Source organism: Microbacterium sp. Marseille-Q6648 (genome assembly GCF_943181415.1).
GTDB lineage: Bacteria > Actinomycetota > Actinomycetes > Actinomycetales > Microbacteriaceae > Microbacterium.
The window spans coordinates 15,779-36,106 of sequence record NZ_CALPBZ010000006.1; the positions used below are offsets into that span (position 1 = coordinate 15,779).

At 71.1% G+C, this 20,328-nt stretch carries 20 protein-coding genes; 8 read left to right on the top strand and 12 right to left on the bottom strand.

Translation table 11 applies throughout. From position 1 onward, the window contains the following. Positions 1-182: 182 nt before the first annotated feature. Genes NFR93_RS14385 through NFR93_RS14400 form a run of 4 tightly spaced genes read right to left on the bottom strand, consistent with a single transcriptional unit; the run spans position 183 to position 4,947 of the window. Complete coding sequence (locus NFR93_RS14385; protein ID WP_251454723.1) at positions 183-1,595, bottom strand: dihydrolipoamide acetyltransferase family protein; 1,413 nt, start codon at positions 1,593-1,595, stop codon at positions 183-185. 56 nt (positions 1,596-1,651) lie between these two features. Continuing rightward, a complete protein-coding gene (locus tag NFR93_RS14390; protein ID WP_251455386.1) occupies positions 1,652-2,617 on the bottom strand; it encodes an alpha-ketoacid dehydrogenase subunit beta in 966 nt (321 codons plus the stop codon). Positions 2,618-2,631: 14 nt separating this feature from the next. Continuing rightward, positions 2,632-3,801: a thiamine pyrophosphate-dependent enzyme gene (locus tag NFR93_RS14395; protein ID WP_502846307.1), complete on the bottom strand. Its 1,170-nt coding sequence runs from the start codon at positions 3,799-3,801 to the stop codon at positions 2,632-2,634. A gap of 9 nt (positions 3,802-3,810) precedes the next feature. After that, a complete protein-coding gene (locus NFR93_RS14400) occupies positions 3,811-4,947 on the bottom strand; it encodes a histidinol-phosphate transaminase (RefSeq protein WP_251454725.1) in 1,137 nt (378 codons plus the stop codon). Between the two features lie 109 nt (positions 4,948-5,056). On the opposite strand from NFR93_RS14400, the gene NFR93_RS14405 reads away from it, so the two are divergent. Next, on the top strand, positions 5,057-5,449 hold the full coding sequence (locus NFR93_RS14405; RefSeq protein WP_251454728.1) for a phage holin family protein: 393 nt from the start codon (positions 5,057-5,059) through the stop codon (positions 5,447-5,449). 1 nt (position 5,450) lies between these two features. On the opposite strand, the gene NFR93_RS14410 is transcribed toward NFR93_RS14405, so the two are convergent. From NFR93_RS14410 to NFR93_RS14420, 3 genes are all read right to left on the bottom strand, one after another. Then, complete coding sequence (locus tag NFR93_RS14410) at positions 5,451-6,776, bottom strand: alpha/beta hydrolase (RefSeq protein WP_251454731.1); 1,326 nt, start codon at positions 6,774-6,776, stop codon at positions 5,451-5,453. Next, positions 6,773-7,069, bottom strand: coding sequence for a hypothetical protein (locus NFR93_RS14415; protein ID WP_251454733.1), 297 nt, complete (start codon positions 7,067-7,069; stop codon positions 6,773-6,775). Before NFR93_RS14415 ends, NFR93_RS14410 begins: the two co-directional genes overlap by 4 nt. Positions 7,070-7,182: 113 nt before the next feature. Further along, positions 7,183-10,425 carry an ExeM/NucH family extracellular endonuclease gene (locus NFR93_RS14420; protein WP_251454736.1) on the bottom strand — a complete coding sequence of 1,081 codons (3,243 nt, stop codon included), beginning with the start codon at positions 10,423-10,425 and terminating at the stop codon, positions 7,183-7,185. 186 nt (positions 10,426-10,611) lie between these two features. On the opposite strand from NFR93_RS14420, the gene NFR93_RS14425 reads away from it, so the two are divergent. The 3 genes from NFR93_RS14425 to NFR93_RS14435 all read left to right on the top strand — a co-directional run bounded on the left by NFR93_RS14425 (position 10,612) and on the right by NFR93_RS14435 (position 13,476). Beyond that, positions 10,612-11,118, top strand: a complete 507-nt coding sequence (locus NFR93_RS14425; RefSeq protein ID WP_251454739.1) for a low molecular weight protein-tyrosine-phosphatase — start codon at positions 10,612-10,614, stop codon at positions 11,116-11,118. 46 nt (positions 11,119-11,164) lie between these two features. After that, positions 11,165-12,547: an adenylosuccinate lyase gene (purB, locus tag NFR93_RS14430; RefSeq protein WP_251454743.1), complete on the top strand. Its 1,383-nt coding sequence runs from the start codon at positions 11,165-11,167 to the stop codon at positions 12,545-12,547. 158 nt (positions 12,548-12,705) lie between these two features. Then, entirely contained in the window at positions 12,706-13,476 is a 771-nt protein-coding gene (locus tag NFR93_RS14435) for a hypothetical protein (protein ID WP_251454746.1), read from the top strand. A gap of 24 nt (positions 13,477-13,500) precedes the next feature. Here NFR93_RS14435 and NFR93_RS14440 read toward each other — a convergent pair whose 3' ends face one another. Both NFR93_RS14440 and NFR93_RS14445 read right to left on the bottom strand, forming a co-directional pair. Continuing rightward, the gene (locus NFR93_RS14440) at positions 13,501-13,827 is read right to left on the bottom strand and encodes an amino acid transporter (protein WP_251454749.1); all 327 of its coding nucleotides are present in this window, start codon (positions 13,825-13,827) and stop codon (positions 13,501-13,503) included. Continuing rightward, positions 13,824-14,606 (bottom strand): acyl-CoA synthetase, encoded by a 783-nt coding sequence (locus NFR93_RS14445; RefSeq protein WP_251454752.1) that lies wholly within the window; start codon positions 14,604-14,606, stop codon positions 13,824-13,826. The genes NFR93_RS14440 and NFR93_RS14445 overlap by 4 nt, the downstream gene beginning before the upstream one ends. Positions 14,607-14,781: 175 nt before the next feature. On the opposite strand from NFR93_RS14445, the gene NFR93_RS14450 reads away from it, so the two are divergent. Beyond that, entirely contained in the window at positions 14,782-15,378 is a 597-nt protein-coding gene (locus NFR93_RS14450) for a DUF305 domain-containing protein (protein WP_251454756.1), read from the top strand. Positions 15,379-15,512: 134 nt separating this feature from the next. On the opposite strand, the gene NFR93_RS14455 is transcribed toward NFR93_RS14450, so the two are convergent. Beyond that, positions 15,513-16,310 carry an alpha/beta fold hydrolase gene (locus NFR93_RS14455; RefSeq protein WP_251454759.1) on the bottom strand — a complete coding sequence of 266 codons (798 nt, stop codon included), beginning with the start codon at positions 16,308-16,310 and terminating at the stop codon, positions 15,513-15,515. 69 nt (positions 16,311-16,379) lie between these two features. Between NFR93_RS14455 and NFR93_RS14460 the strand changes: the two genes are divergently transcribed. Next, positions 16,380-17,306, top strand: a complete 927-nt coding sequence (locus tag NFR93_RS14460; protein ID WP_251454762.1) for an NADP-dependent oxidoreductase — start codon at positions 16,380-16,382, stop codon at positions 17,304-17,306. Between the two features lie 223 nt (positions 17,307-17,529). Here the strand turns inward: NFR93_RS14460 and NFR93_RS14465 are convergent, their stop codons facing one another. Further along, positions 17,530-17,943, bottom strand: coding sequence for an Rdx family protein (locus NFR93_RS14465; protein ID WP_251454765.1), 414 nt, complete (start codon positions 17,941-17,943; stop codon positions 17,530-17,532). A 3-nt stretch (positions 17,944-17,946) separates the two neighbouring features. Here NFR93_RS14465 and NFR93_RS14470 point away from each other — a divergent pair, with 3 nt between their 5' ends. Together NFR93_RS14470 and NFR93_RS14475 are read left to right on the top strand one after the other, a co-directional pair. Further along, positions 17,947-18,207 carry a hypothetical protein gene (locus tag NFR93_RS14470; protein ID WP_251454768.1) on the top strand — a complete coding sequence of 87 codons (261 nt, stop codon included), beginning with the start codon at positions 17,947-17,949 and terminating at the stop codon, positions 18,205-18,207. Between the two features lie 49 nt (positions 18,208-18,256). Beyond that, positions 18,257-19,555, top strand: coding sequence for an FAD-dependent oxidoreductase (locus NFR93_RS14475; protein WP_251454778.1), 1,299 nt, complete (start codon positions 18,257-18,259; stop codon positions 19,553-19,555). 99 nt (positions 19,556-19,654) lie between these two features. On the opposite strand, the gene NFR93_RS14480 is transcribed toward NFR93_RS14475, so the two are convergent. Further along, on the bottom strand, positions 19,655-20,320 hold the full coding sequence (locus tag NFR93_RS14480) for an SDR family oxidoreductase (protein WP_251454781.1): 666 nt from the start codon (positions 20,318-20,320) through the stop codon (positions 19,655-19,657). Positions 20,321-20,328 lie beyond the last annotated feature (8 nt).

Here is a 20,328-nt window from a genome sequence, read left to right on the forward strand (position 1 = left end):
CAGACAAGCTCGGATGCTCTCGCCGAAACAGGGTCCTGCGGTAACCAACCCGCGAATATCAGACTGACCACGCGTCGAAAGACACGCCGCACCCCGGCCCCACCCCCGCGGACGAAGAAGCGCCACCGAGCAGCCAGCCCGGTGGCGCTTCACCCTGCCCACTTGACAAGAAGCCCTACATATCAGTCGAGCAGCAGCGCGGGCTCCTCGAGGATCGACGCGACGTCGGCGATGAAGCGCGACATGCCGTCACCGTCGATGACGCGGTGGTCGAACGATCCCGCGACCGTCGTCACCCAGCGCGGGCGCACCTCGCCGTCGACCACCCACGGCTTCTGACGGATGGTGCCGAGTGCGACGATGCCCGACTCTCCGGGGTTGATGATCGGGGTTCCGGCGTCCATGCCGAACACGCCGATGTTGGTGATGGTGATCGTGCCGTTCTGCTGATCGGCCGGCGAGGTCTTGCCCTCGCGTGCGGTCAGGGTCAGGCGCTCGAGCGCGCGGGCGAGGTCGCGCATGGACAGGTCCTGGGCGTCCTTGATGTTCGGGACGAGAAGGCCGCGCGGGGTCGCCGCCGCGATCCCGAGGTTGACGTAACGGCGCACGCGGATCTCGGCGCCGGCCTCGCTCTCGACCCACGCGGCGTTCACCATCGGGGTGCGCCGCGCCGCCCAGATGACCGCGCGGGCCATGATGAGCAGCGGCGAGACCTTGACGTCTGCGAAGTCGGGCGACGCCTTCAGCCGCTTGACGAGCTCCATCGTGCGCGTGGCGTCGACGTCGGTCCACACCGACACGTGCGGGGCGGTGTACGCGGACTGCACCATCGCGGACGACGTGGCCTTGCGCACGCCCTTGACCGCGATCGTCTCCTCACGGTCGGAGTCGGCGGACGCCGGCGGACGCGACGAGACGGATGCCGCGGCGGACGGCTGCGGGGCGGCGGGCGCCGCGGGGGCGCCTCCCCGCGACGACGGCGCCCCGACCGGGATGGACTCCTCGCGGACGTCTCCCCACTCGGGTGTCTGGATGTTGCGGAACACGCTGGCCTGCGAGGCGTGGCCGAGGACGTCCGCGCGCAGCACCTCTCCTGCGGGGCCGGTGGGCGACACCGCGGCCAGGTCGACGCCGAGGTCGCGCGCGAGCTTGCGGATGGGGGGCTTCGCGATCACCCCGACCGAGGAGGCGACGCGCTCGGTGGCGCTCGGAGCCGGCTTGCGGCGGCGGGACTGGACGTGTCCGCCGGTCCCGTAGCCGACCAGCACCGCCCCGTCGCCCTCGGGCGTGGCGGGCTCGGCGGGTTCACCATGCTCGCTCTGACCGATCGTCGCGGGCTGGGCCGCGGCATCCGGTGCCGATTCGATCGTGATGATCGGTGCGCCGACGTTCACCGTCTGACCTTCGGCCGCCACCAGCTCGCCCACCGTGCCGGCGAAGGGAGACGGCAGCTCGACGAGCGACTTGGCCGTCTCGATCTCGACGAGCACGTCGTTGACGGCCACCGTGTCGCCGGGCGCGACCCGCCACGACACGATCTCGGCCTCGGTGAGGCCCTCGCCGACATCGGGGAGGACGAAGGTCTGCGTGCTCATGAAGATCTCCTCTGCGGGATCGCTCTGCGGGATCGGTGGCGCATCCGGTGACGGGTTCAGTAGGCGAGCGCTCGATCGACGGCTTCGAGGACCCGGTCGGCGTCCGGCAGGTAGGTGCCCTCGAGCTTCGCGGGCGGGAACGGGGTGTCGAAGCCCGATACGCGCAGCACCGGCGCCTCGAGCGCGTAGAACGCCTGCTCCATGACCGTGGCCGAGATCTCGCTGCCCAGCGAGGTGAATCCGGGCGCCTCCTGCGCGTAGACCATGCGGCCGGTGCGCCGGACGGAGTCGAGGATCGGGCCGTAGTCGACCGGCGAGAGCGACCGCAGGTCGATGACCTCGCACGACGTGCCCTCGCCCTCGGCGACGGCGGCCGCCTGCAGCAGCGTGTGCACCATCGCGCCGTGGCCGACGAGGGTCACGTCGGTGCCGCGGCGCACGACGCGACTGGCGTGCAGCGCCAGCGCCGGCGCGGCGGTGTCGACCTCGTCCTTGAACCAGTACTTGCTCTTGGGCTCGAGGAAGATCACCGGGTCGGGCGAGGCGATGGCGTGCTGGATCATCCAGTACCCGTCGTTCGGAGTGGACGGGCTCACCACCCGCAGGCCCGGGGTGTGCGTGAAGTACGCCTCGGGGCTCTCCTGGTGATGCTCGACCGCCCCGATGTGACCGCCGTAGGGGATGCGGATGACGACAGGCATCTGCAGGGCGCCCTCGTGCCGGTACGTGATCTTGGCCAGCTGCGACGTGATCTGGTCGAAGGCGGGGAAGACGAACCCGTCGAACTGGATCTCGACGACCGGCCGGAAGCCGGTCATGGCCAGCCCGATCGCGGTGCCGACGATGCCGGACTCGGCAAGGGGCGTGTCGAGGACGCGTCGCTCGCCGAACTCCGCCTGCAGCCCCTCGGTGACGCGGAACACGCCACCCAGGCGCCCGATGTCCTCGCCCATGAGCAGGACGCGGTCGCTGTCGGCGAGGGCGGCACGCAGGCCCGCGTTGATCGCACGGCTCAGCGGCATCGTCGTGACGTCGCTCACGAGGCGCTCCCCTCGTCGAAGGATGCCTCGTACGAGGCGAGCCACGCCCGCTGCTCGTCGACGCGCGGGTGCGGCTCGGAGTAGACGTTCTCGAAGATCACGTCGCGGTCGAGTCCGCCGAGTTCGGTCGTGCGCACGCGCACATCGTCCGCCACGGCGTCGGCATCGGCATCCACCCCTGCGAAGAACGCCTCACTCGCGCCGCGCCCCCGCAGGTACGCCGCCATGCGCGCGATCGGGTCGCGGCCGGCCCAGCTCTCCTCTTCGTCCGAGGTGCGGTACTTCGTCGGGTCGTCACTGGTCGTGTGCGCCCCCATGCGGTAGGTCATGGCCTCGATAGCGCGGGGGCCGGCACCACCGCGGGCCTCGTCGAGCGCCACGCGGGTGACGGCGTAGCTGGCGAGCACGTCGTTTCCGTCGAGGGGGATGCTGGGCATGCCGTAGCCGTCGCCGCGCCGGTACAGCGGCGAGCGCGACTGCGTGGCGACGGGCACCGAGATCGCCCACTGGTTGTTCTGCAGGAAGAACACCTCGGGGGTGTTGTAGCTGGCGGCGAAGACCATCGCCTCGTGGACGTCTCCCTGGCTGGACGCCCCGTCGCCGTAGTACACGATGACGGCTTCGTCCCGCTCGGGATCGCCGGTGCCGCAGCGTCCGTCGAACACCAGCCCCATGCCGAATCCGGTCGCATGGAGGGTCTGCGCGCCGAGGACCAGCGTGTACGGGTGCGTGTTGCCGTTCTTCGGGTCGAACGGGTTCCAGCCGCCGTGGGTGAGGCCGCGCATGAGCCGGATGATGTCGATGCCGTCGACACCCCGGATGCGCGTCACGACGTGCTCGCGATACGAGGGGAAGAGGTGGTCCTGCGTGCGCGCCGCCCGGGCGGAGCCGACCTGCGCGGCCTCCTGCCCGAGGCTCGGCGGCCAGAGGGCCAGCTGCCCCTGCCGCTGGAGGTTCGTGGCCTGGCGGTCGAAGGCGCGGATGATCACCATGTCGCGGTACAGGCCCTCGAGCTCGACGTCGGCGAGCCCGTCGATGACCGACAGGTAGGGCTCGGCGGCGGCGGACGGGGCGAACGAGCCGTCCGCGGCGAGCACGCGCACGAGGCGCGGGTCGTCCGAGGGTGCCGCTGCGTCGGCGGGGGCCGAGATCTCAGGCGGGGTCACCGTTCCACGCTAGCCCCTCGCCCGATGGGCCTCTGGGAGGTCGCTCACAACGGATGCCGCGATTCGTAGGACCTTGTCGACAGCCTCCTCCTCACCGACCGAGATCCGGATGCCGTCACCGGCGAACGCGCGCACGATCAGGCCCGCCTCGTCGAACGCCTGCGCGACCTCCACGGTGTCGCCGGCCGTGGGAAGCCACACGAAATTCCCCTGCGCCTCGGGCACGGCCCACCCGATGTCGCGGAGGCCCGCCGCCAGGCGATCGCGTCGCTCCGCGACGACGGCCACGCGCCCCAGCAGCTCGGACTCCGCGTCCAGGCTCGCCAAAGCCGCCGTCTCGGCCTGCCCGGTCACCGACAGCGGGATGCTCGTGCTGCGGGCGGCATCCAGCACACGGGGGTGACCGACCGCGAAGCCGACCCGCAGACCTGCGAGCCCGAACGCCTTGGAGAAGGTGCGCAGCACCACGACATTCGCGCGCGCGGGCCCGCCCGGCTCGCGAAGGCCGTTCACCGCGGTGGCGTCGGTCACGAACTCGGCGTAGGCCTCGTCGAGGATCACGAGCACGTCGCCCGGGACGCGCTCGACGAACGCGTCGAACTCCGCCTGCGTGACGATCGGGCCGGTGGGGTTGTTCGGGGTGCAGACGATGATCGCGCGGGTGCGATCGGTGACCGCGTCGGCCATGGCGTCGAGGTCGTGACGCGCCCCCTCGGCCAGGGGCACCATCACCGGCTTCGCCCCGGCCAGCACGGCCAGCCATGGGTACGCCTCGAACGAGCGCCACGCGAAGATCACCTCGTCGCCGGGAGAACAGGTCGCCTGTACGAGCTGGGCGAGGATCGAGACGCTTCCTGCTCCGACGTGAACTCCCTCGTCGGTCACCCCGAACCGCTCGGCCAGGCGCGCCCGCAGGCGACCGGCGGTGGCGTCGGGGTAGCGATTGAACGCGGATGCCGCGGCGACGGCCTCGACGACACCGGGCAGCGGTTCGAACGGGTTCTCGTTGCTCGAGAGCTTGAACGCCTCGGCGCCGGCCTGACGGCCCTGTTTGTAGGGCGGGAGCGCGGCGATCTCGGGACGGACCCGCACGGGGATGCCGGATGCCGGATGGTCAGGGGGCACGGGGCCGGGTTGCGCTGTCACGAGCCGAGTCTACGAGCCCGGTCCCGACCCCCGCTGGCCGAAGATCTCACAACGCGGCCCCTCCGCGCGGCTGATTGCGCGGCGGCCGGGGCACTGGGAAACTGCCCGCATGGGACTCCTCCTCCGCATCGTCGTGAACGCGTTCGCGATCTGGATCGTCACCCTCATCGATCCGCTCCAGGTCTCGGTCATCCCCTTCGAGCCCGGCGACACCCTGCAGCTGGTGCTCACCCTGCTGCTGGTCGCCCTCATCTTCGCGCTGGTGAACACCCTCATCGGCACGGTGATCAAAGTGCTCGCCTTTCCGCTGTACATCCTCACGCTGGGGCTGATCGGCCTCATCATCAACGCCTTCCTGCTGTGGCTCACCGGGTGGATCACAGAGTTCTGGAGCTTCGGGCTGCGGGTCGAGGACTTCTGGTGGGGAGTCGTGGCCGCCCTCATCATCACGCTCATCAACTGGGTCTTCGGCCTGTTCCTGCGTCCCAAGAAGCAGGACTGACCTACCCCCGCGTCGCGGCATACTCCACCGCATCGACGTCGACGGCCCGCCCGAGTTCGTCGAACACGTCGTGCACCGCGCCGACGCGCGGGTCCGCGGACGCATCGACGAGCTCGGCGGTCTCGGCGTAGCTCGCGAGACTGTGCGCCGGCACACGCAGATCCGCCGCGTCGGCCGAGGGGTGGAACTCCCGCTCGGCGATCAGGCTGCCCGGACCGCCGACACCACCCATGTGCCCGCCCCCCGCGAGGGCGCTCACCGGGTCGTCCGTGTGACGGATCGAGACGTTCAGCGTCGATGCCGACACATCGGCTTCGACGGGTGACCCGTACGACACCAGCGTGCGCACGTCGTAATCGCCCTCGAGCGCGAGATGCGACGTGATCATCGCGCCCTGCGAGTGCCCGAACGCGTGAACGGCGTCGCCGGGGCGGGCACCCGCCGCCTCGAGCGCCTCGACGGTCGCCTGGTACGACGTCGACCGCTCACCGCGATACAGCTGCACGTTCGACTTCGCGTCCCACGGGTCCGCACCGCCGAGCGTCGGCGACCGTGTGCCGGCGACGTACACGGCGTACTGCCGGGAGCCGTCGGCCATCGTGTACCGCTCGACCCGGACCCGCGCATCGCCGCCCTGAGGCATCCGTTCGGCCGCCGAGCGCAGGCCGGTCGGGGACGTCGCCGCGACGGCGGGCGCGGCGACGAGGGCGACCGGTGGCGGCGGACCGGTGAGGCGCGCGTCGCGCGGGATGCGGCCCCAGCCGCCGATGCCGACCGTCACCGCCGTGCCCAGCACGAATCCGCCCACGCCCACCCCGCCGATGACGCCTCCGGCCATCCCGAAGACGCTCCCGACGTCTTGGCCGAATTCGGTGGACTGCCGCACCAGGTGGGCCGGCCACATGACCGCGCGGCCGGCTTCGAATCCGCGCGCGGCCTCCATCGCGTCGGGGTCGGCGGCCATGATCTGCGCACGCCGCGCGTCGATACGCTCCATCGCGGCCGCGTCTCCGGCGAAGAACGCCGCCTGGTGCCGGGCGTTCAGCTCGACCAGCTCGTAGATCGCCGCCGCCGCCCGGAGCCGTTCGGCCAGCAGTGCCGCGGTGTCGCTCACTTCGCGGATGCGGAGGCCGAGCGCCGACGATGCCGCCGCCGCCTCCCAGGCGAGCCCGCGGTGTTCCAGAAGCAGCAGCTGCACGGGTCCGAGCTGAGCGCACACCGCGTCGAGCTCGCTCGCCGTCGCGTCGAATCGAGCCGCGGTGCGGCGGAGGGTCTCGGTGTCGACGGCGATCGCCCCGCCCCCGCGCAGTTCGATCCCCTCTGTCACGGGCAGCTCCAGGCGAGGAGTCCTGCGTGGTCGCTCGCCCGTCGCGCCTCGTGGCGGGCCGTGTCGCCGACGCCGGTGAGCGCCACGGCGTCGTTCGCCCACGCGTCGGCCTGCGCGTGGAACTCGCGGGCCGCACGCGCCTGCCAGTCCGTGTCGGCGGCGAGCGACCACGTTCCCGACACGGCGTCGTGCAGGCGATCGAGGACCTTATCGAGCTCGCCGAGAGCGATCTGCAGGTCGACATGAGCGGATGCCGCCGCCGACGAGGTGGACGAGCAATACGCGAGGGTCATGCCCCCATCGTGTGCGCCGCGGCGGGGTCGAAAGGGCCCGGGCCGCGAACCTGTGTCGAGACAGGTCCGCGGCCCGGGTTGGGGAGGAGCCGATGGCTCCCGCACTCAGTCGATCACTGCGGAGCGAGGAGACCCGGCGGTGCGACCTGGACCGTGACCGTGGCGGTCGCGGTGTTGCCCGCGGCGTCCGTCGCGGTGTACTCGAAGGTGTACACCGCCCTGTTCGCCGCGACGACCTCGAAGGTCGTGTCGTCGATCTGCTCCACCGCGGCCTTTCGCGACCCCGACACCGTGGTGTCGGTCAGGGCGACGGTGACCTCGCCGCTGTCGTCGGCCGCGTCGATGTCGATCGTGACCAGTCGCTCCTTGTTGTTCGGCGGGAAGATCACGCCGGGCGAAGCCGTGGCGGCGATCGTCGGATCCGTCGTGTCGGGAGCGGTCAGCTCGAGGCCCACCAGAACCGGGTCGTGGTCGCTCGATCGGTACGGATCGGGCGCGAACAGCGCGTCCTGGGCGTCCTGCTTGAACGACATGTCGTAGTCGATGAGGCTCGGCTCGTCGGCGTTGATGCGCCACACGGCCGCGCCGGTCACGTCCTCCGTCAGATCGGTGCCCGCCAGCGCGTAGTCGAGGTAGCCGAGCTGCCCGTCGAACACGTAGGAGTAGGCGTTCTCGCCCTCGTACTCGTAGATGAGGTCGGTGTACCCGGCGTCGACGAGCACGTCGATCGGGTCTTCCTTGTCGTACGAGTTGAGGTCGCCGATGATCAGCTCACGACCCGCGCCCTGACCGGTGGGGTCACCGGCCAGCCAGTCCACCATCGCGGCGGCGGCGTCGGCGCGGACGCCGGCGCAGTTGGCCTGGCCGTCGCCGGTGTCGGGGTCGCCGACATCCGAGCACGACGATCCCTTGGACTTGAGGTGGTTGACCACGACGGTCACCGTCTCGCCCGACTCGATCTCGGCGAACGTCTGCGCGAGAGCGGGCCGGTTCTTGTCGTCGAGCCAGCGCTCGTCGACGGCCTCGGTGAGCAGGGCGAAGTCCCCCACCGGTTCGACCGTCGCGGTCTTGTAGACCAGCGCTGTGGTGATCGCGTCCGTTCCGACGAGGCCGGTGTCGACGTATCCGTAGACGTCCTCGCCGATGGCGTCGTTCAGGGCCTCGGTGAGGGTGGCGACGGCCGTGCCATTGTTCTCGATCTCGATGAGCCCGAACACGTCGGCGTCGATCTCGCGCATCGCGGCGACGATCTTCGCCTCCTGCCGCTCGAACTCCTCGGCCGTGTCGGCACCGCGGGCGTCGGAGTCCTCGGACGTCAGCGTCGTGAAGTAGTTCAGCACGTTGAAGCTCGCCACCGTCACGTCCCCGCCGACCTCGGGCACCTCGGGTCGCGGGTTCTCGACGGCGAAGTCGGCGCCCTGCGTGGGCTGGATCGCCCACGTGTCGAACCGGTAGTCGAGGATGCCGGTGACGTCGGTGACGGTGTCGCCGCCGCGGAACGAGTTCTCGAGGGTGAACTCCTCGCCGTTCGGGTGGATCGCCGGGTCGGGGTTCTGCGCGCTGCGGCCGTCGTCGATCGTGATGCGCTCGAGCAGGTTCTGCTCGGTGAGCTCGTCCGCCTCGGGCGAGCCGGGCTCGAAGACGGCGGTCGGGGTCATCTGCCGGTCGAGGCCGACATCGATCGTGCCGTAGCGGCCGAACTCGAAGTACTCGAGGATCGACAGCGTCTGGGGCAGCGTCACCCGCATGCCCTCGAGCGGCTCGTAGTCCTCGGGTGCGACGGGCAGCACCAGCTCGGTGGCCGCAGGCAGTTCTCCTCCAGCGGCGCAGATCGCGACATCATCCGCGACGATCTCGGTGAGGCCCTCGAACTCGGTGACCTCGCCGATCACGTGCACGGCGTCGCCCGGGGCGACCTCGTCGCCGCCGGGAGCGTAGACGAAGATCGCGTCCGACGTCGCCGGGTCGCCGTCTGAGGCATCCTGCACGAAGTAGCCGCTGAAGCCGCCGGCCTGGAAGTCGCCGGTCACGACGCCCTCGATGCGGACGGTGGTGTCGACGACGGGCGACGTGTCGCCGGGGCCCTGAACCGAGCCGATCGTCACGACGGTCGCCCCGCAGTCCGCGACGCCCGTGCCCGGGTCGGTCGAGACCTCGGTGGTGTTCTCGGCGGCGGGGGTGTTGACGGCCTCGCCGTCGACGAGTGTGCCGGTGAAACCGGGGATGCCGGCCAGGTCGAAGTCGTTGCGCACCCAGTCCGACGTCGTGTCGGTGTCGGTGCCGTCGGGGATGCGGCTGGCGCCGCCCGGTGCGAAGGACTGGCCGTCGTAGGCCACGCCGAGAGTGGTGCCGCCATAGGTGAGGTCGCCCGCACCGGCGTCGTTCACGGCGATGGCATCGACGACGGTGAAGCCGAAGCCGTCGTCGATGGTGCCGTCGTCGTTCGCGTCGAGGTCGGTGCCCGCCGCCGGGAGGTCGCCGGTGACCAGCAGCAGGCTGATGGTGCCGTTCTCGAGCGTGTTCGCCGCGAGGTCCGCCGTCGCGCGACCGTCGGCGTCGGCGGCGCCGAACGTCGTGATGGAGTCGAGGGTGCCCATGGGCGAGGACGCGTCGCCTTCGATCTGCAGCACCGCGTAGCCGGTGAGGTCCGCGCCTCCCATGGCGAGGAGTTCGATGAACTCCACGTCTGTGCCGGCGGTCGAGGCCGAGAACTCGTTGATGACGACGGTCGGGTCGGTCGGGACGATGTCGCCGCACTGGGCCGCGTGGGCGCCGAGGCCGTCGAACGTGTCGGTCGCGAAGCCCTGCCACTGCGCGGCCGGGTCGAACGCGTCGCTGCCGTCGGGGTCGCCGACGCAGATGTCGGCGTTGCGACGAAGGGTGTTGTCGACCGTGGAGATCGCGTCGGATCCCCACCGGGTGCCGGGGTCGACGCCGATCTGGCCGATCACGTCGACGAACGCTCCGCCCTTCACGAGGGCCACCGCGTCATCGCCGTTGAACAGACCCGAACCCGTCGTCTGGTCGGCCTGATCGCGGATCGCGGGGATCGCCGACGAGTGCGCCACCACGTACACGTCGCCGGGCGCGAGGGTGCCGGCGAGGTTCAGGGTGAGGCCCGCCGATGCGCTTCCGTTGGAGTACTGCCTGATCGCGTACTCCCCCGCCGCAAGGTCGATGGGCGCCGCGGTGGGGTTGTAGATCTCGATCGCCTTATTGTTCGACGATCCTTCGATGTACTCGCTGATGAACGGTTCGACGGGCTCGGCCGCGGCAGCGGCGGGCGCGACGAGAGCCGTCACGGCGAGGGCGGCAGCTGTCGCGAGGACAGCGGCCTTTCGGGCAGGACGGTGCACGGATCCTCCTCGTGGGAACGGGGGCCGACCGACCCCCATCGGCCACGCTAGGCGAGGGCCGCGACACGCCAGAAGAGCGCCAACATGAGAGTCTCGTGAACTTTTTCCCGCCCCGGAGTGTCCCGGCGATCATTCGACGACGGAAACCCCTGTAATCCCGGCCCGGGTGTGCACACAATGGTCCTCATGACCCTGAGCACCGTCGCACCTTTCCGCGTCGTGTTCGTCTGCACCGGCAACATCTGCCGCTCCCCCATGGCGGATGTCGTCTTCCGCGAGTTCGCGGATGCCGCGGGACTGGGTGCGCGGGTGGCGTCCACCAGCGCCGGAACGGGCGACTGGCATGTGGGCGAGCGCGCCGACGAGCGAACCCTCGATGCCCTGGTGCGGCGCGGCTACGACGGTGCGCACCACCGCGCCCGCCAGTTCACTCAGCAGGACTTCGCGCGCAACGACCTCGTGGTGGCCCTCGACCGCAGTCACGAACGGATCCTCCGCGGCTGGGCCCACGACGAATCGGATGCCGACAAGATCGCGCTCCTGCTCTCGTTCGATCCGGGCGCGGTCACCCTCGACGTCCCCGACCCGTACTACGCGGGGCCGGGGATGTTCGACGAGGTGCTCGCTATGATCGAGAGCGCGAGCCGGGCGCTCTTCCGGCAGCTCGAACCCGCGATCCGACCGGCGATGTGATGCCGGCGGCATCCTCGCGCGCACCGCGCCTCATGACGGGAGCACCGTGACCTCTCTCCCCCCGCAGCCCCTCAGCCCGCTCGACGGCCGCTACCGCGCGGCGGTCTCGCCGCTGGCCGACCACCTCTCGGAGGCGGGTCTCAACCGCGCCCGCGTCGAGGTCGAGGTCGAGTGGCTGATCGCCCTCACCGATCGGTACCTCTTCGACACGGCCCCGCTGTCGGAGTCTCAGAAGGACCGGCTTCGCGTGCTGTACCTCGACTTCGGTCAGGTCGAGATCGATTGGCTCGCCGCCAAGGAGGCGGTCACCCGCCACGATGTGAAGGCCGTCGAGTACCTCGTGCGCGACCGTCTGACGCAGATGGGGCTGGACGGCATCGCCGAGCTCACGCACTTCGCGTGCACGAGCGAGGACATCAACTCCACCGCCTACGCCCTGACCGTCAAGCGCGCGGTGCACGACGTGTGGCTGCCCAAGCTCCGCGAGGTCATCGCGACGCTCAAGAACCTCGCCGAGAAGCACCGCGACGCACCCATGCTGTCGCGCACGCACGGGCAGCCGGCCACCCCGACGACGATGGGCAAAGAGCTCGCCGTCTTCGCCTGGCGGCTGCAGCGCGTCGCGGCGCAGGTTGCGGCATCCGATCACCTGGCCAAGTTCTCGGGGGCGACCGGCACCTGGTCGGCGCACCTCGCAGCCGACCCGACAGTGGACTGGCCGCTCGTCTCACGCGAGTTCATCGAGTCGCTGGGTCTGGGGTTCAATCCGCTGACCACGCAGATCGAGTCGCACGACTGGCAGGTCGAGCTCTACGACCGCATCCGGCACGCGGGCGGCATCCTCCACAACCTCGCCACCGACATCTGGACGTACATCTCTCTCGGGTTCTTCTCGCAGATCCCGGTCGCCGGGGCAACCGGATCGTCGACGATGCCGCACAAGATCAACCCGATCCGGTTCGAGAACGCCGAGGCCAACCTCGAGATCGCCGGCGGGCTGCTCGCGACCCTGTCGCAGACGCTCGTGACCTCGCGACTGCAGCGCGACCTGACCGACTCGACGACGCAGCGAAACATCGGAGTGGCGCTCGGGCACTCGCTGCTGGCCCTGGACAACCTCAAGCGCGGCCTCGGGGAGATCTCCCTCGCCCAGCACGTGCTCGACGCCGATCTCGACGCCAACTGGGAAGTTCTGGCCGAGGCCATCCAGACCGTGGTGCGCGCCGAGATCACCGCCGGCCGGTCGGCCATCACCGACCCGTACGCGCTGCTGAAGGACCTCACCCGCGGTCGCCGGGTCGGAGGGCCCGAGCTGGCCGAGTTCGTGCAGGGTCTCGACATCGGCGACGACGCGAAGCAGCGCCTGCTCGCACTGACCCCCGCCGGGTACGTCGGTGTGGCGGGGTCGCTGGTCGACACGCTCCGCTGAGACGTGCTTCGGGAGCGGGAGCTGAGACGTGCTCCGGGCGGCGGATCGGCACGCTGAAGAGTGCCGTGCGCCCCGGGAACGGGGCTACAGGGTACGCCCCCTTCGCCGTGCTGGCAACGGGGGTGAGCGGCACGGCCGCGGTCGCCTAGCGTCCGAATATGACCGACAACCGCTCGCCCGAGTCCGACCGACCGATCCGCAACGAACCCGTGCGCAACGAGCCCGTCCGCAACGAGCCCGTCCGCGATGGGCGCGTTCACGACGAGAATGTCCGCGATGGCCGCGTCCATGATGGCCGCGTCCACGACGAGCCCGTGACCCGCGCCTACGACACCGACCGGGATGCCGCGACCGCCGCCGCCGTGCAGCACGACGTCCTGCAGCGCGAACGCGAGAAGTTCGGCGGGATGAAGTTCGGATCCGCCTTCTTCGGGTGGCTCACCGCTATGGGCGCCGCCATCCTCCTCACCGCCCTGGTCGCCGCGATCGGCGGCGCGCTCGGACTCGGAAACCCCGAGGCCGTCGACGACGCGGCCGCCGCGGCCGAGGCCAACCCCACCGCCGCCACGATCATCGGCGCCATCGCGATCGCGCTCGTGCTGTTCATCGCGTACTTCGCCGGAGGCTACGTCGCCGGCCGCATGGCGCGCTTCAGCGGAGCGAAGCAGGGTGTCGCCGTGTGGCTGTGGGCTGTCGTCATCGCGATCGTGATCGCCATCATCACCGCGCTCGGCGGCAGCCAGTGGGACATCCTCGCCAACCTCGGCGGCTTCCCCCGCATCCCGGTGAGCGCCGAGACGGCCACGACCACCGGCATCCTCACCGCCATCGGCGCGGCGATCGTGACGCTCGCCGCTGCGGTCCTCGGCGGCATGGCCGGCATGCGCTACCACCGTCGCGTGGACCGCGTCGGCTTCGGCGCCGCCTGAGTCCGAGTCTTGGAACCCCCGGCGTCAGCTCTTGCGGATGCCGGGGGTTCCGGCATCCGGCTCATCGTCGTCGTCAGGAAGAAGCACGGGCTTGTCGACGGTCTTCGCGACCTGCGCGGGATCGACCGCGAGTAGCAGCAGCGCCATGATCAGCAGCACGGCGATGAACGAGATTCCGGCCACGACGAGGGCCAGGACGAGCGCGCTCTGCGCCTCGTCGGCCGTCCGCTGCTGGAAGAAGCCCATCGACACGAGCGTGACGACGCCCGCGAACGCGGCGGCGACGAATGCGAACCCGAGCAGCTGCACGGGCTTCATGAGGTCGCGGCGGGTGGGGCGGTCGTCGGTCACGGGGTGTCCTTCGGGTCGGCGGAGGCGCGGACGCCCTCGCTCGCGGTAGCCGTCGCGGCATCCGGGTGCACGGCGACGGTCGGGGACGCGGCGGCCGGGTCACCCGAGTCGGCGCGCGGGGTGAAGCCGGCGATCGCGAGGTAGACCGCGACGATGGCGGCGTACCCGCCGAAGACGCCGACGGCGATGGTGATCCCGGTGAGGGTGAACGACTGGCCGGCCTCGGCGATCGTGTAGTCGAGGGCGTAGCCGGCGGGGACGAACAGCAGCGCGATGCCCAGGACGAGCGAGAGGATGCCGACCGTCACACCGTCGCGCGACTCGGCCCGCGGTGCCTGCGGCGCCTCACCGGCAGCGCTCACCCACGGAGCGACCGCGCCACGACGAGGCGCGGCGTCGGCCGGGCGGGTACGACCGCGCAGCTCCCGCCAACCGGCGAGCGCCTCGACGAGGCCCGAGAGCAGGGCCCACGCGATGACGACGACGAAGAAGCCGGTGCCGGTGCGGAGGGTGGGGATGCCGCTCACCATGCCCGCGACCAGCGTGAGGAGTCCGAGCAGGAGTGCCGGCGCCCGTCGTCCGGCAGGGAAGACCAGCCACAGCGACAGCATCCAGATGAGGCCCGTCGCGACGGCGAAGCCGCCGAAGACCGCCAGCCCCACCGGCGCGGAGTGATCGGGCGAGAAGGTGATCATGACCGCCGCGATCGCCGCGAAGAGGGCTCGGCCGAACTGCACGTGTCGCACGTCGAACGTGCGAGAAGAAGGCGTTGCGGTCACGAGCGTTTCCTGCGGAAGAAGACGGGAGGCCTCCAGTCTAAGTCGTGGCCGTGAAAGGCAGGTCAGAGGGGTGCTCGCCCGGCTGGACGTTCGTCGGCGGGCTGTCAACCCCGATGCGGCATCCGCGTCGGGCGGGGTACCGTGCGTGTTCGGCGACGAGGACGGAGGAACCGACATGTCTCAGCCGAACCATCACGGCGCGGAGCCGGACGAGAAGCAGCGACAGCGCGGGATGTACCTGCGCTTCGCAGCCGCCATCCTGACGAGCATGGTGGTGATGTACGCCGCGATGTTCCTCGGATCGTGGGAGTGGGGTCACGTGCAGTTCAGCCAGAGTCGCGTGTTCATGGCTCTCACCATGGGCGGCACGATGGGGCTGATCATGCTCGCCTGGATGCTGGGGATGTACAAGAGCACGAAGGTCAACATCGCGATCGTGGTCATCAGCATCCTGATGATCGGGGGCGGGGTGGCCCTGGACCGCAGCCAGGCGACCGTGGATTCGACCGCCTTCATGCGGGGCATGATCCCCCACCATTCCCTTGCCATCACCAGGTCGGAGCGCTCTCAGCTCGCCGATGTGCGGGTGTGCGAACTCGCTCAGGAGATCAGCGCCGCTCAGCGCCGCGAGATCGCCGAGATGGAGTGGTTGATCGCCGACATCGCCGAGAACGGCGCGGTGACCTCAGCGTCCGAGGCCGCCGAGCGAGCGGTGCCGACCTTCGAGGGCGTCGCGGACCGGACGTGCGGCGCCGAGGCGGCGGGGTCCTGAGGGCTAGCGCCGGGCCAGGGGTGCCGAACACGTGTTGTGGCCGAGATGACACGTCCTGCGCGCATCGGACGGGTGCCCTCGGCGAGAACACGTGATCTGGGCGCCCCAGGGCGGGGGGCGCCCGGGCTGAAGGTTCAGCGAGCCCGGAAGAACTCCACGGCCTCGGCGCGGAAGACGCGTGACCCTGGCGTGTTGAAGTGGTGACGCTCGGGGATCTCGACGAACGTGCCGTTCGGGGTCGCGGCCGCCAGGCCGCGCGATCGCTCGAGGATGGCGTCCTCGCTGCCGGTGGCGAAGAGGATCGGCTGCAGCGGCGGATTCTCGGGATCGGGGTCGGCGTCGCCCTGCCGCATCCCCTCGCCGAGCGCGACGAGCGCCCGCAGGTCGTTGCCGGCCACCCGCTCGGCCAGGGTGATGTAGTTGCGGGTGACCTGATCCTCGACCGGCGTGCCGTCGTCGGCGTAGGCGCGCGCCTGCTCGAGCTGCAGCCGCGCGAGCGGGCGTCCGTCCGGGATGCCGCCGAGCACAGCCCTCGTCACGCGTGCCGGCGCATCGACGGCGAACTGCCAGCCGACGCGCGCGCCGAGCGAGTATCCGGCGTAGCGGACCGCGTCGATCAGGTACGTGTCGAGGACGATGTGAAGGTCGCCGACGAGGGCGTCCATCGAGTAGTCGCGCGGGTCGTGCGGCTTGTCGCTCGCGCCGTGCCCCCGCTGGTCGACACCCACGACGCGGAAGCCGGCGCGCGTCAGGTCGCGCACCCACCCGGTGCTCACCCAGTTGTCGCGGCAGCTCGACGAGAAGCCGTGCACGCAGAGCACCGGTTCGGCGTCGGGATCGCCCCACGTGTAGGTGGCGATGCGGTGACCCTCGGGCGACATGACGAACTGCGGATCGGGCATCTCGGTCAGCAGTGAGGGCGCGGCATCCATGGCACCATCTTGGTCCTCCATCGCGTCCGGCGAGGAATATGTTGCCGACGCGACCGGTTGGCCCGACGCATGAAGGCACTCGTCTACCGCGAGTTCGGCGGCGCCGACCGCTTCGAACTCACCGACATCGACACCCCCCACATCGGGCCCGACACCATGCTCGTCAAGGTCGTGGCGGCCGGCATCAACCCGGTCGACTACAAGATCCGCGAGGGCTACCTCGAGGGGCTCATCGACACCGCGCTTCCCGCCGTTCCGGGATGGGACGTCGCGGGCATCGTCGAGAAGCCCGGCCTGGACACTCCGGAGTTCCAGGAAGGCGACGCCATCCTCGCGTACGCCCGCACCGACGTCGTGCGCGGCGGCACGCTCGCCGAGTACGTCGCGGTGCCCGTGCGCACCGCGACCCGCAAGCCCGAGGCGCTGTCGTTCGAAGATGCGGCGGCGATCCCGCTCACGGGCCTGACGGCGCTCCAGAGCGTCGAGCGCTCCGGCCTCGGCGAGGGCGACACGGTGCTGATCCACGGCGCGGCCGGTGGCGTCGCGTCGTTCGCCGTCCAGCTCGCGGTCCGGGCGGGCGCGCGCGTGATCGGCACCGCATCGCCGGCGAACCACGACTACCTGCGCGAACTCGGCGCCGAACCGGTCGCCTACGGCGACGGCCTGGTGGATGCCGCGCGCGCACTCGTGCCGGACGGATACGACGTGATCCTCGACTTCGCCGGCGGCGATTCGCTCGACTCGACCGGCGCGCTGCGGCGTGACGGCGGCCACGTCGTCTCGATCGCGGACCCGCGTGCCCGCACCGACTTCGGGGGCGACTACGTGTGGGTGCGACCGAACCCGGAGCAGCTGGCGCATCTGGCAGAGCTCGCTGTCGCGGGCGAGCTGCGGGTCGAGCGCAGCGCGACGTTCACCCTCGACGACGCCGCCGATGCGTACCGTTCGCTGGAGGAAGGCCACACCCGCGGCAAGATCGTCGTCCGGGTCTCCTGACGCCCTCGCGAGACCGGGGATGCGCGGCGAGACCCGGGGGCATCGCCCTCGGTCTCGGGCGAGACCCCTGGTTTCGGCGCCGCCTCGGTGAGACCGGGCGTGCGCGGTGAGACCGGGGGAACGCGGTGAGACCGGGGGAACGCGGTGAGACGGATGCCGCTGCCCGCGGTTTCGGGCCGGATCCCCGGTTTCGGCGGTGCGAACCGCACCAGCGCCGCGGTGGTCAGCGGGCGGCGCGGTCGGCGTGCCCGAGGACGCGGCCGGGGGCGATACGGTCGCGCACCAGGCGCTTGAGCGCCACGATGTCGGGGAAGCCGCCGTCGTCCTTGCGCGACCAGACCCGGTCGCCGTCGGCGTGCACCTCGAAGATCCCGCCGGTGCCCGGCTCCAGCGTGACGCCGCCGCCGGTGAGCTCGTCCTGGAACGTGGACAGCAGCTCCTGCGCCACCCACGCGGCGCGCAACAGCCAGTTGCACTGCGTGCAGTAGACGATCCGCACCTCGTGGGCCACCGGCATCCTCCCGCTCGATCCGTCCGCCCATCGTAGGCCGTACCCGCTGACGAGCGGACCGTCAAGCGCCTGCACGGCGACGCCGGCGTGGGCGAGGCTGGAGTGACCGACCAGACCGGAGGACATGCCATGAACCGCGATTCCACCATCGAACCCGAAACGCCCGGCGTCGAGCCCATGGCCGCCGAGACCGACGGCATCGACGGCAGCGAGGTCCCCGCCGTCGACACCCACGCGGGCGACATCGACCAGCCCGACACGCAGGGCGAAGACCCCATCGAAGCGGAGCTCGGCGAGGACGGGCAGGGCGACCTCGCACCCGAGGACGACCCGGCCGCCGCGTCGAGCCTCGAGGACGACGGCCCGACCGACCTCCGCACCGAGATCTGACCCACCCGGCTCGCGCGCGACCATCGCCGAACCACCCGGAGATCTCGATATGAGCGACGACGGCGCCGATCGCGTCCGCCCGGCGACCGGCCGGGAGACGGTCGTGATCGGCGCCGGGCTCGCGGGTCTGCGGTGCGCGATCCGGCTCGCCGCGAACGGATGCCGCGTGGTCGTCCTCGAGCGCGAAGAGGTCGTGGGCGGCAGACAGCGGACGGACCGGATCGACGGTTTCCTCCTCGACCGCGGGTTCCAGGTGCTCAACCCGGCGTATCCGGCCGTCCGGCGCTGGGTGGACGTCGACGGACTGCACCTGCGGCGGTTCCCGGTCGGGGTCCGCGTGCGCCGCGAGGACCGCGTCGTCGCGCTCGCGCATCCGCTCCGGCATCCGGGCCGCCTCCCGCTCACCCTCGCGAGCGGGCTCGTCGACCCGCGCGATCTCATCGCGCTGGCGCGCTGGGCGACACCGGCCCTGCTGCAGCCCCGTCGGGTGATCGCCGGACCCGACCGCACTCTGCAGAAGGGGTGGGACCGCGTCGGCCTGCGCGGGCCGCTGCGGACCGAGGTGCTCGAGCCGTTCCTCGCGGGCGTCCTGGCCGAAGGTGTCGGCGCGTCGTCGGACACCTTCGCCAAGCTGCTCGTGCGCATGTTCGCGCTCGGCGGCCCGGGGGTGCCCGAACAGGGGATCGCCGCGCTCCCCGCTCAGCTCGAGCAGGAGGCCCGAGAACTGGGGGTCGAGTTCCGCCTCGGCGCGGGGGTCCGCGGCATCCGCGCCCCGGGCGGCCGGGTCGAGGTCGACATCGACGGCGGCGATGTCGTGTCAGCCGATGCGGTCGTGGTCGCCGCGGGGCCGGATGCCGTGAGCGCGCTCGTCGACCTTCCGGCGCCTGCCACGCGCGGGCTGCAGACATGGTGGTTCGAGGCGGATGCCGGGGCTCCGGCATCCCCGTTGCTCACCGTCGACGGACGCAGGGCCGGTCCGATCGTGAACACGGTCGTGATGTCGCGGACGGCGCCTTCGTACGCACCGCCCGGGCGTCACCTGGTGCAGGCCACCTGCCTGCTGCCCGCCGCGGCTCGCGAGAAGCCCGCGACGGCCGCGCAGGAGTCAGACGTGCGGCGCCAGCTGTCGGAACTGTGGGGTCCGGCCGCCGCGTCATGGCCGCTCCTCCGCCGCGACGACGTGTTCGATGCGCTGCCGTCGCAGCCTCCGCCGCTGCGGACGACGAGCCCGGCGCGACTGACGGACGGCCTGTACGTGGCAGGCGACCACCGCGACACCGCGTCCATCCAGGGCGCGCTGGTGTCAGGCGACCGCGTCGCACGGGCGGTGCTCGCCGACCTCGCGTGAGTGCCGATGCCCGGCGCGTCGTCGACCTCATCGACCTCGCGTGAGACAGCCGGCGCCCGGTCGTCTCGTCGGCGTGCTCACCGCCTGGTGCCGACGCCGTCAGTACCGCGCCGAGAAGCCGCCGTCGCTGTGGAGCAGCTGGCCCGAGATCCAGCGGCCTTCGGGCGAGATGAGGAACGACACGAACGCCGCGATGTCGGCGGGCGTGCCCATGCGACCGAGCGGATGGTGAGCGGTCAGCTGCGCGCGCGTGGCGTCGTCCATCCACCCGGTGTCGATGGGCCCCGGGTTGAGCACGTTCGCCGAGATGCCGCGGGGTCCGAGCTCGCGCGCGGCCGAGATGACGATCCGATCCAGCGCCCCCTTCGACGCGCCGTACGGCAGATTTCCGGTCGTGTGATCGCTCGTGAGCGCCACGACGGCGCCGCCGTCCGGGCCGACCTGCCGCGCGAAGGCCGCGATCAGCAGGAGTGAGGCGCGGGCGTTGACGGCGACGTGCCGGTCGAACTCCTCCGCGGTGGTGTCGAGGATGCCGGACTCGATGTCGTGGGCATGGCTGAGGATCAGCGCGTCGACGACCCCGTGATCGCGGACGACGGCGGCCATGAGGTCATCGGGCCCGGTGCGCGTCGACAGGTCGCCGGCATAGTCGGCATCCGTCAGATCATTCGTGACGACCGTCCAGCCGTCGCGGCGCAGACGCGGCACGATGCCGGCGGCGATGCTGTTCGCGCGGGCGGCGCCGGTGACGAGGGCGAGAGGCATCCGTCGAG

What these genes read in the sequence shown, in the direction of transcription:
- NFR93_RS14470 (WP_251454768.1), top strand. Translation starts at nt 17,947, where the DNA reads ATGAACCGCGATTCCACCATCGAACCCGAAACGCCCGGCGTCGAGCCC.
- NFR93_RS14460 (WP_251454762.1), top strand. Translation starts at nt 16,380, where the DNA reads ATGAAGGCACTCGTCTACCGCGAGTTCGGCGGCGCCGACCGCTTCGAA.
- NFR93_RS14425 (WP_251454739.1), top strand. Translation starts at nt 10,612, where the DNA reads ATGACCCTGAGCACCGTCGCACCTTTCCGCGTCGTGTTCGTCTGCACC.
- NFR93_RS14450 (WP_251454756.1), top strand. Translation starts at nt 14,782, where the DNA reads ATGTCTCAGCCGAACCATCACGGCGCGGAGCCGGACGAGAAGCAGCGA.
- NFR93_RS14455 (WP_251454759.1), bottom strand. Translation starts at nt 16,310, where the DNA reads ATGGATGCCGCGCCCTCACTGCTGACCGAGATGCCCGATCCGCAGTTC.
- NFR93_RS14475 (WP_251454778.1), top strand. Translation starts at nt 18,257, where the DNA reads ATGAGCGACGACGGCGCCGATCGCGTCCGCCCGGCGACCGGCCGGGAG.
- NFR93_RS14405 (WP_251454728.1), top strand. Translation starts at nt 5,057, where the DNA reads ATGGGACTCCTCCTCCGCATCGTCGTGAACGCGTTCGCGATCTGGATC.
- NFR93_RS14435 (WP_251454746.1), top strand. Translation starts at nt 12,706, where the DNA reads ATGACCGACAACCGCTCGCCCGAGTCCGACCGACCGATCCGCAACGAA.
- NFR93_RS14415 (WP_251454733.1), bottom strand. Translation starts at nt 7,069, where the DNA reads ATGACCCTCGCGTATTGCTCGTCCACCTCGTCGGCGGCGGCATCCGCT.
- NFR93_RS14390 (WP_251455386.1), bottom strand. Translation starts at nt 2,617, where the DNA reads ATGCCGCTGAGCCGTGCGATCAACGCGGGCCTGCGTGCCGCCCTCGCC.
- NFR93_RS14480 (WP_251454781.1), bottom strand. Translation starts at nt 20,320, where the DNA reads ATGCCTCTCGCCCTCGTCACCGGCGCCGCCCGCGCGAACAGCATCGCC.
- NFR93_RS14385 (WP_251454723.1), bottom strand. Translation starts at nt 1,595, where the DNA reads ATGAGCACGCAGACCTTCGTCCTCCCCGATGTCGGCGAGGGCCTCACC.
- NFR93_RS14465 (WP_251454765.1), bottom strand. Translation starts at nt 17,943, where the DNA reads ATGTCCTCCGGTCTGGTCGGTCACTCCAGCCTCGCCCACGCCGGCGTC.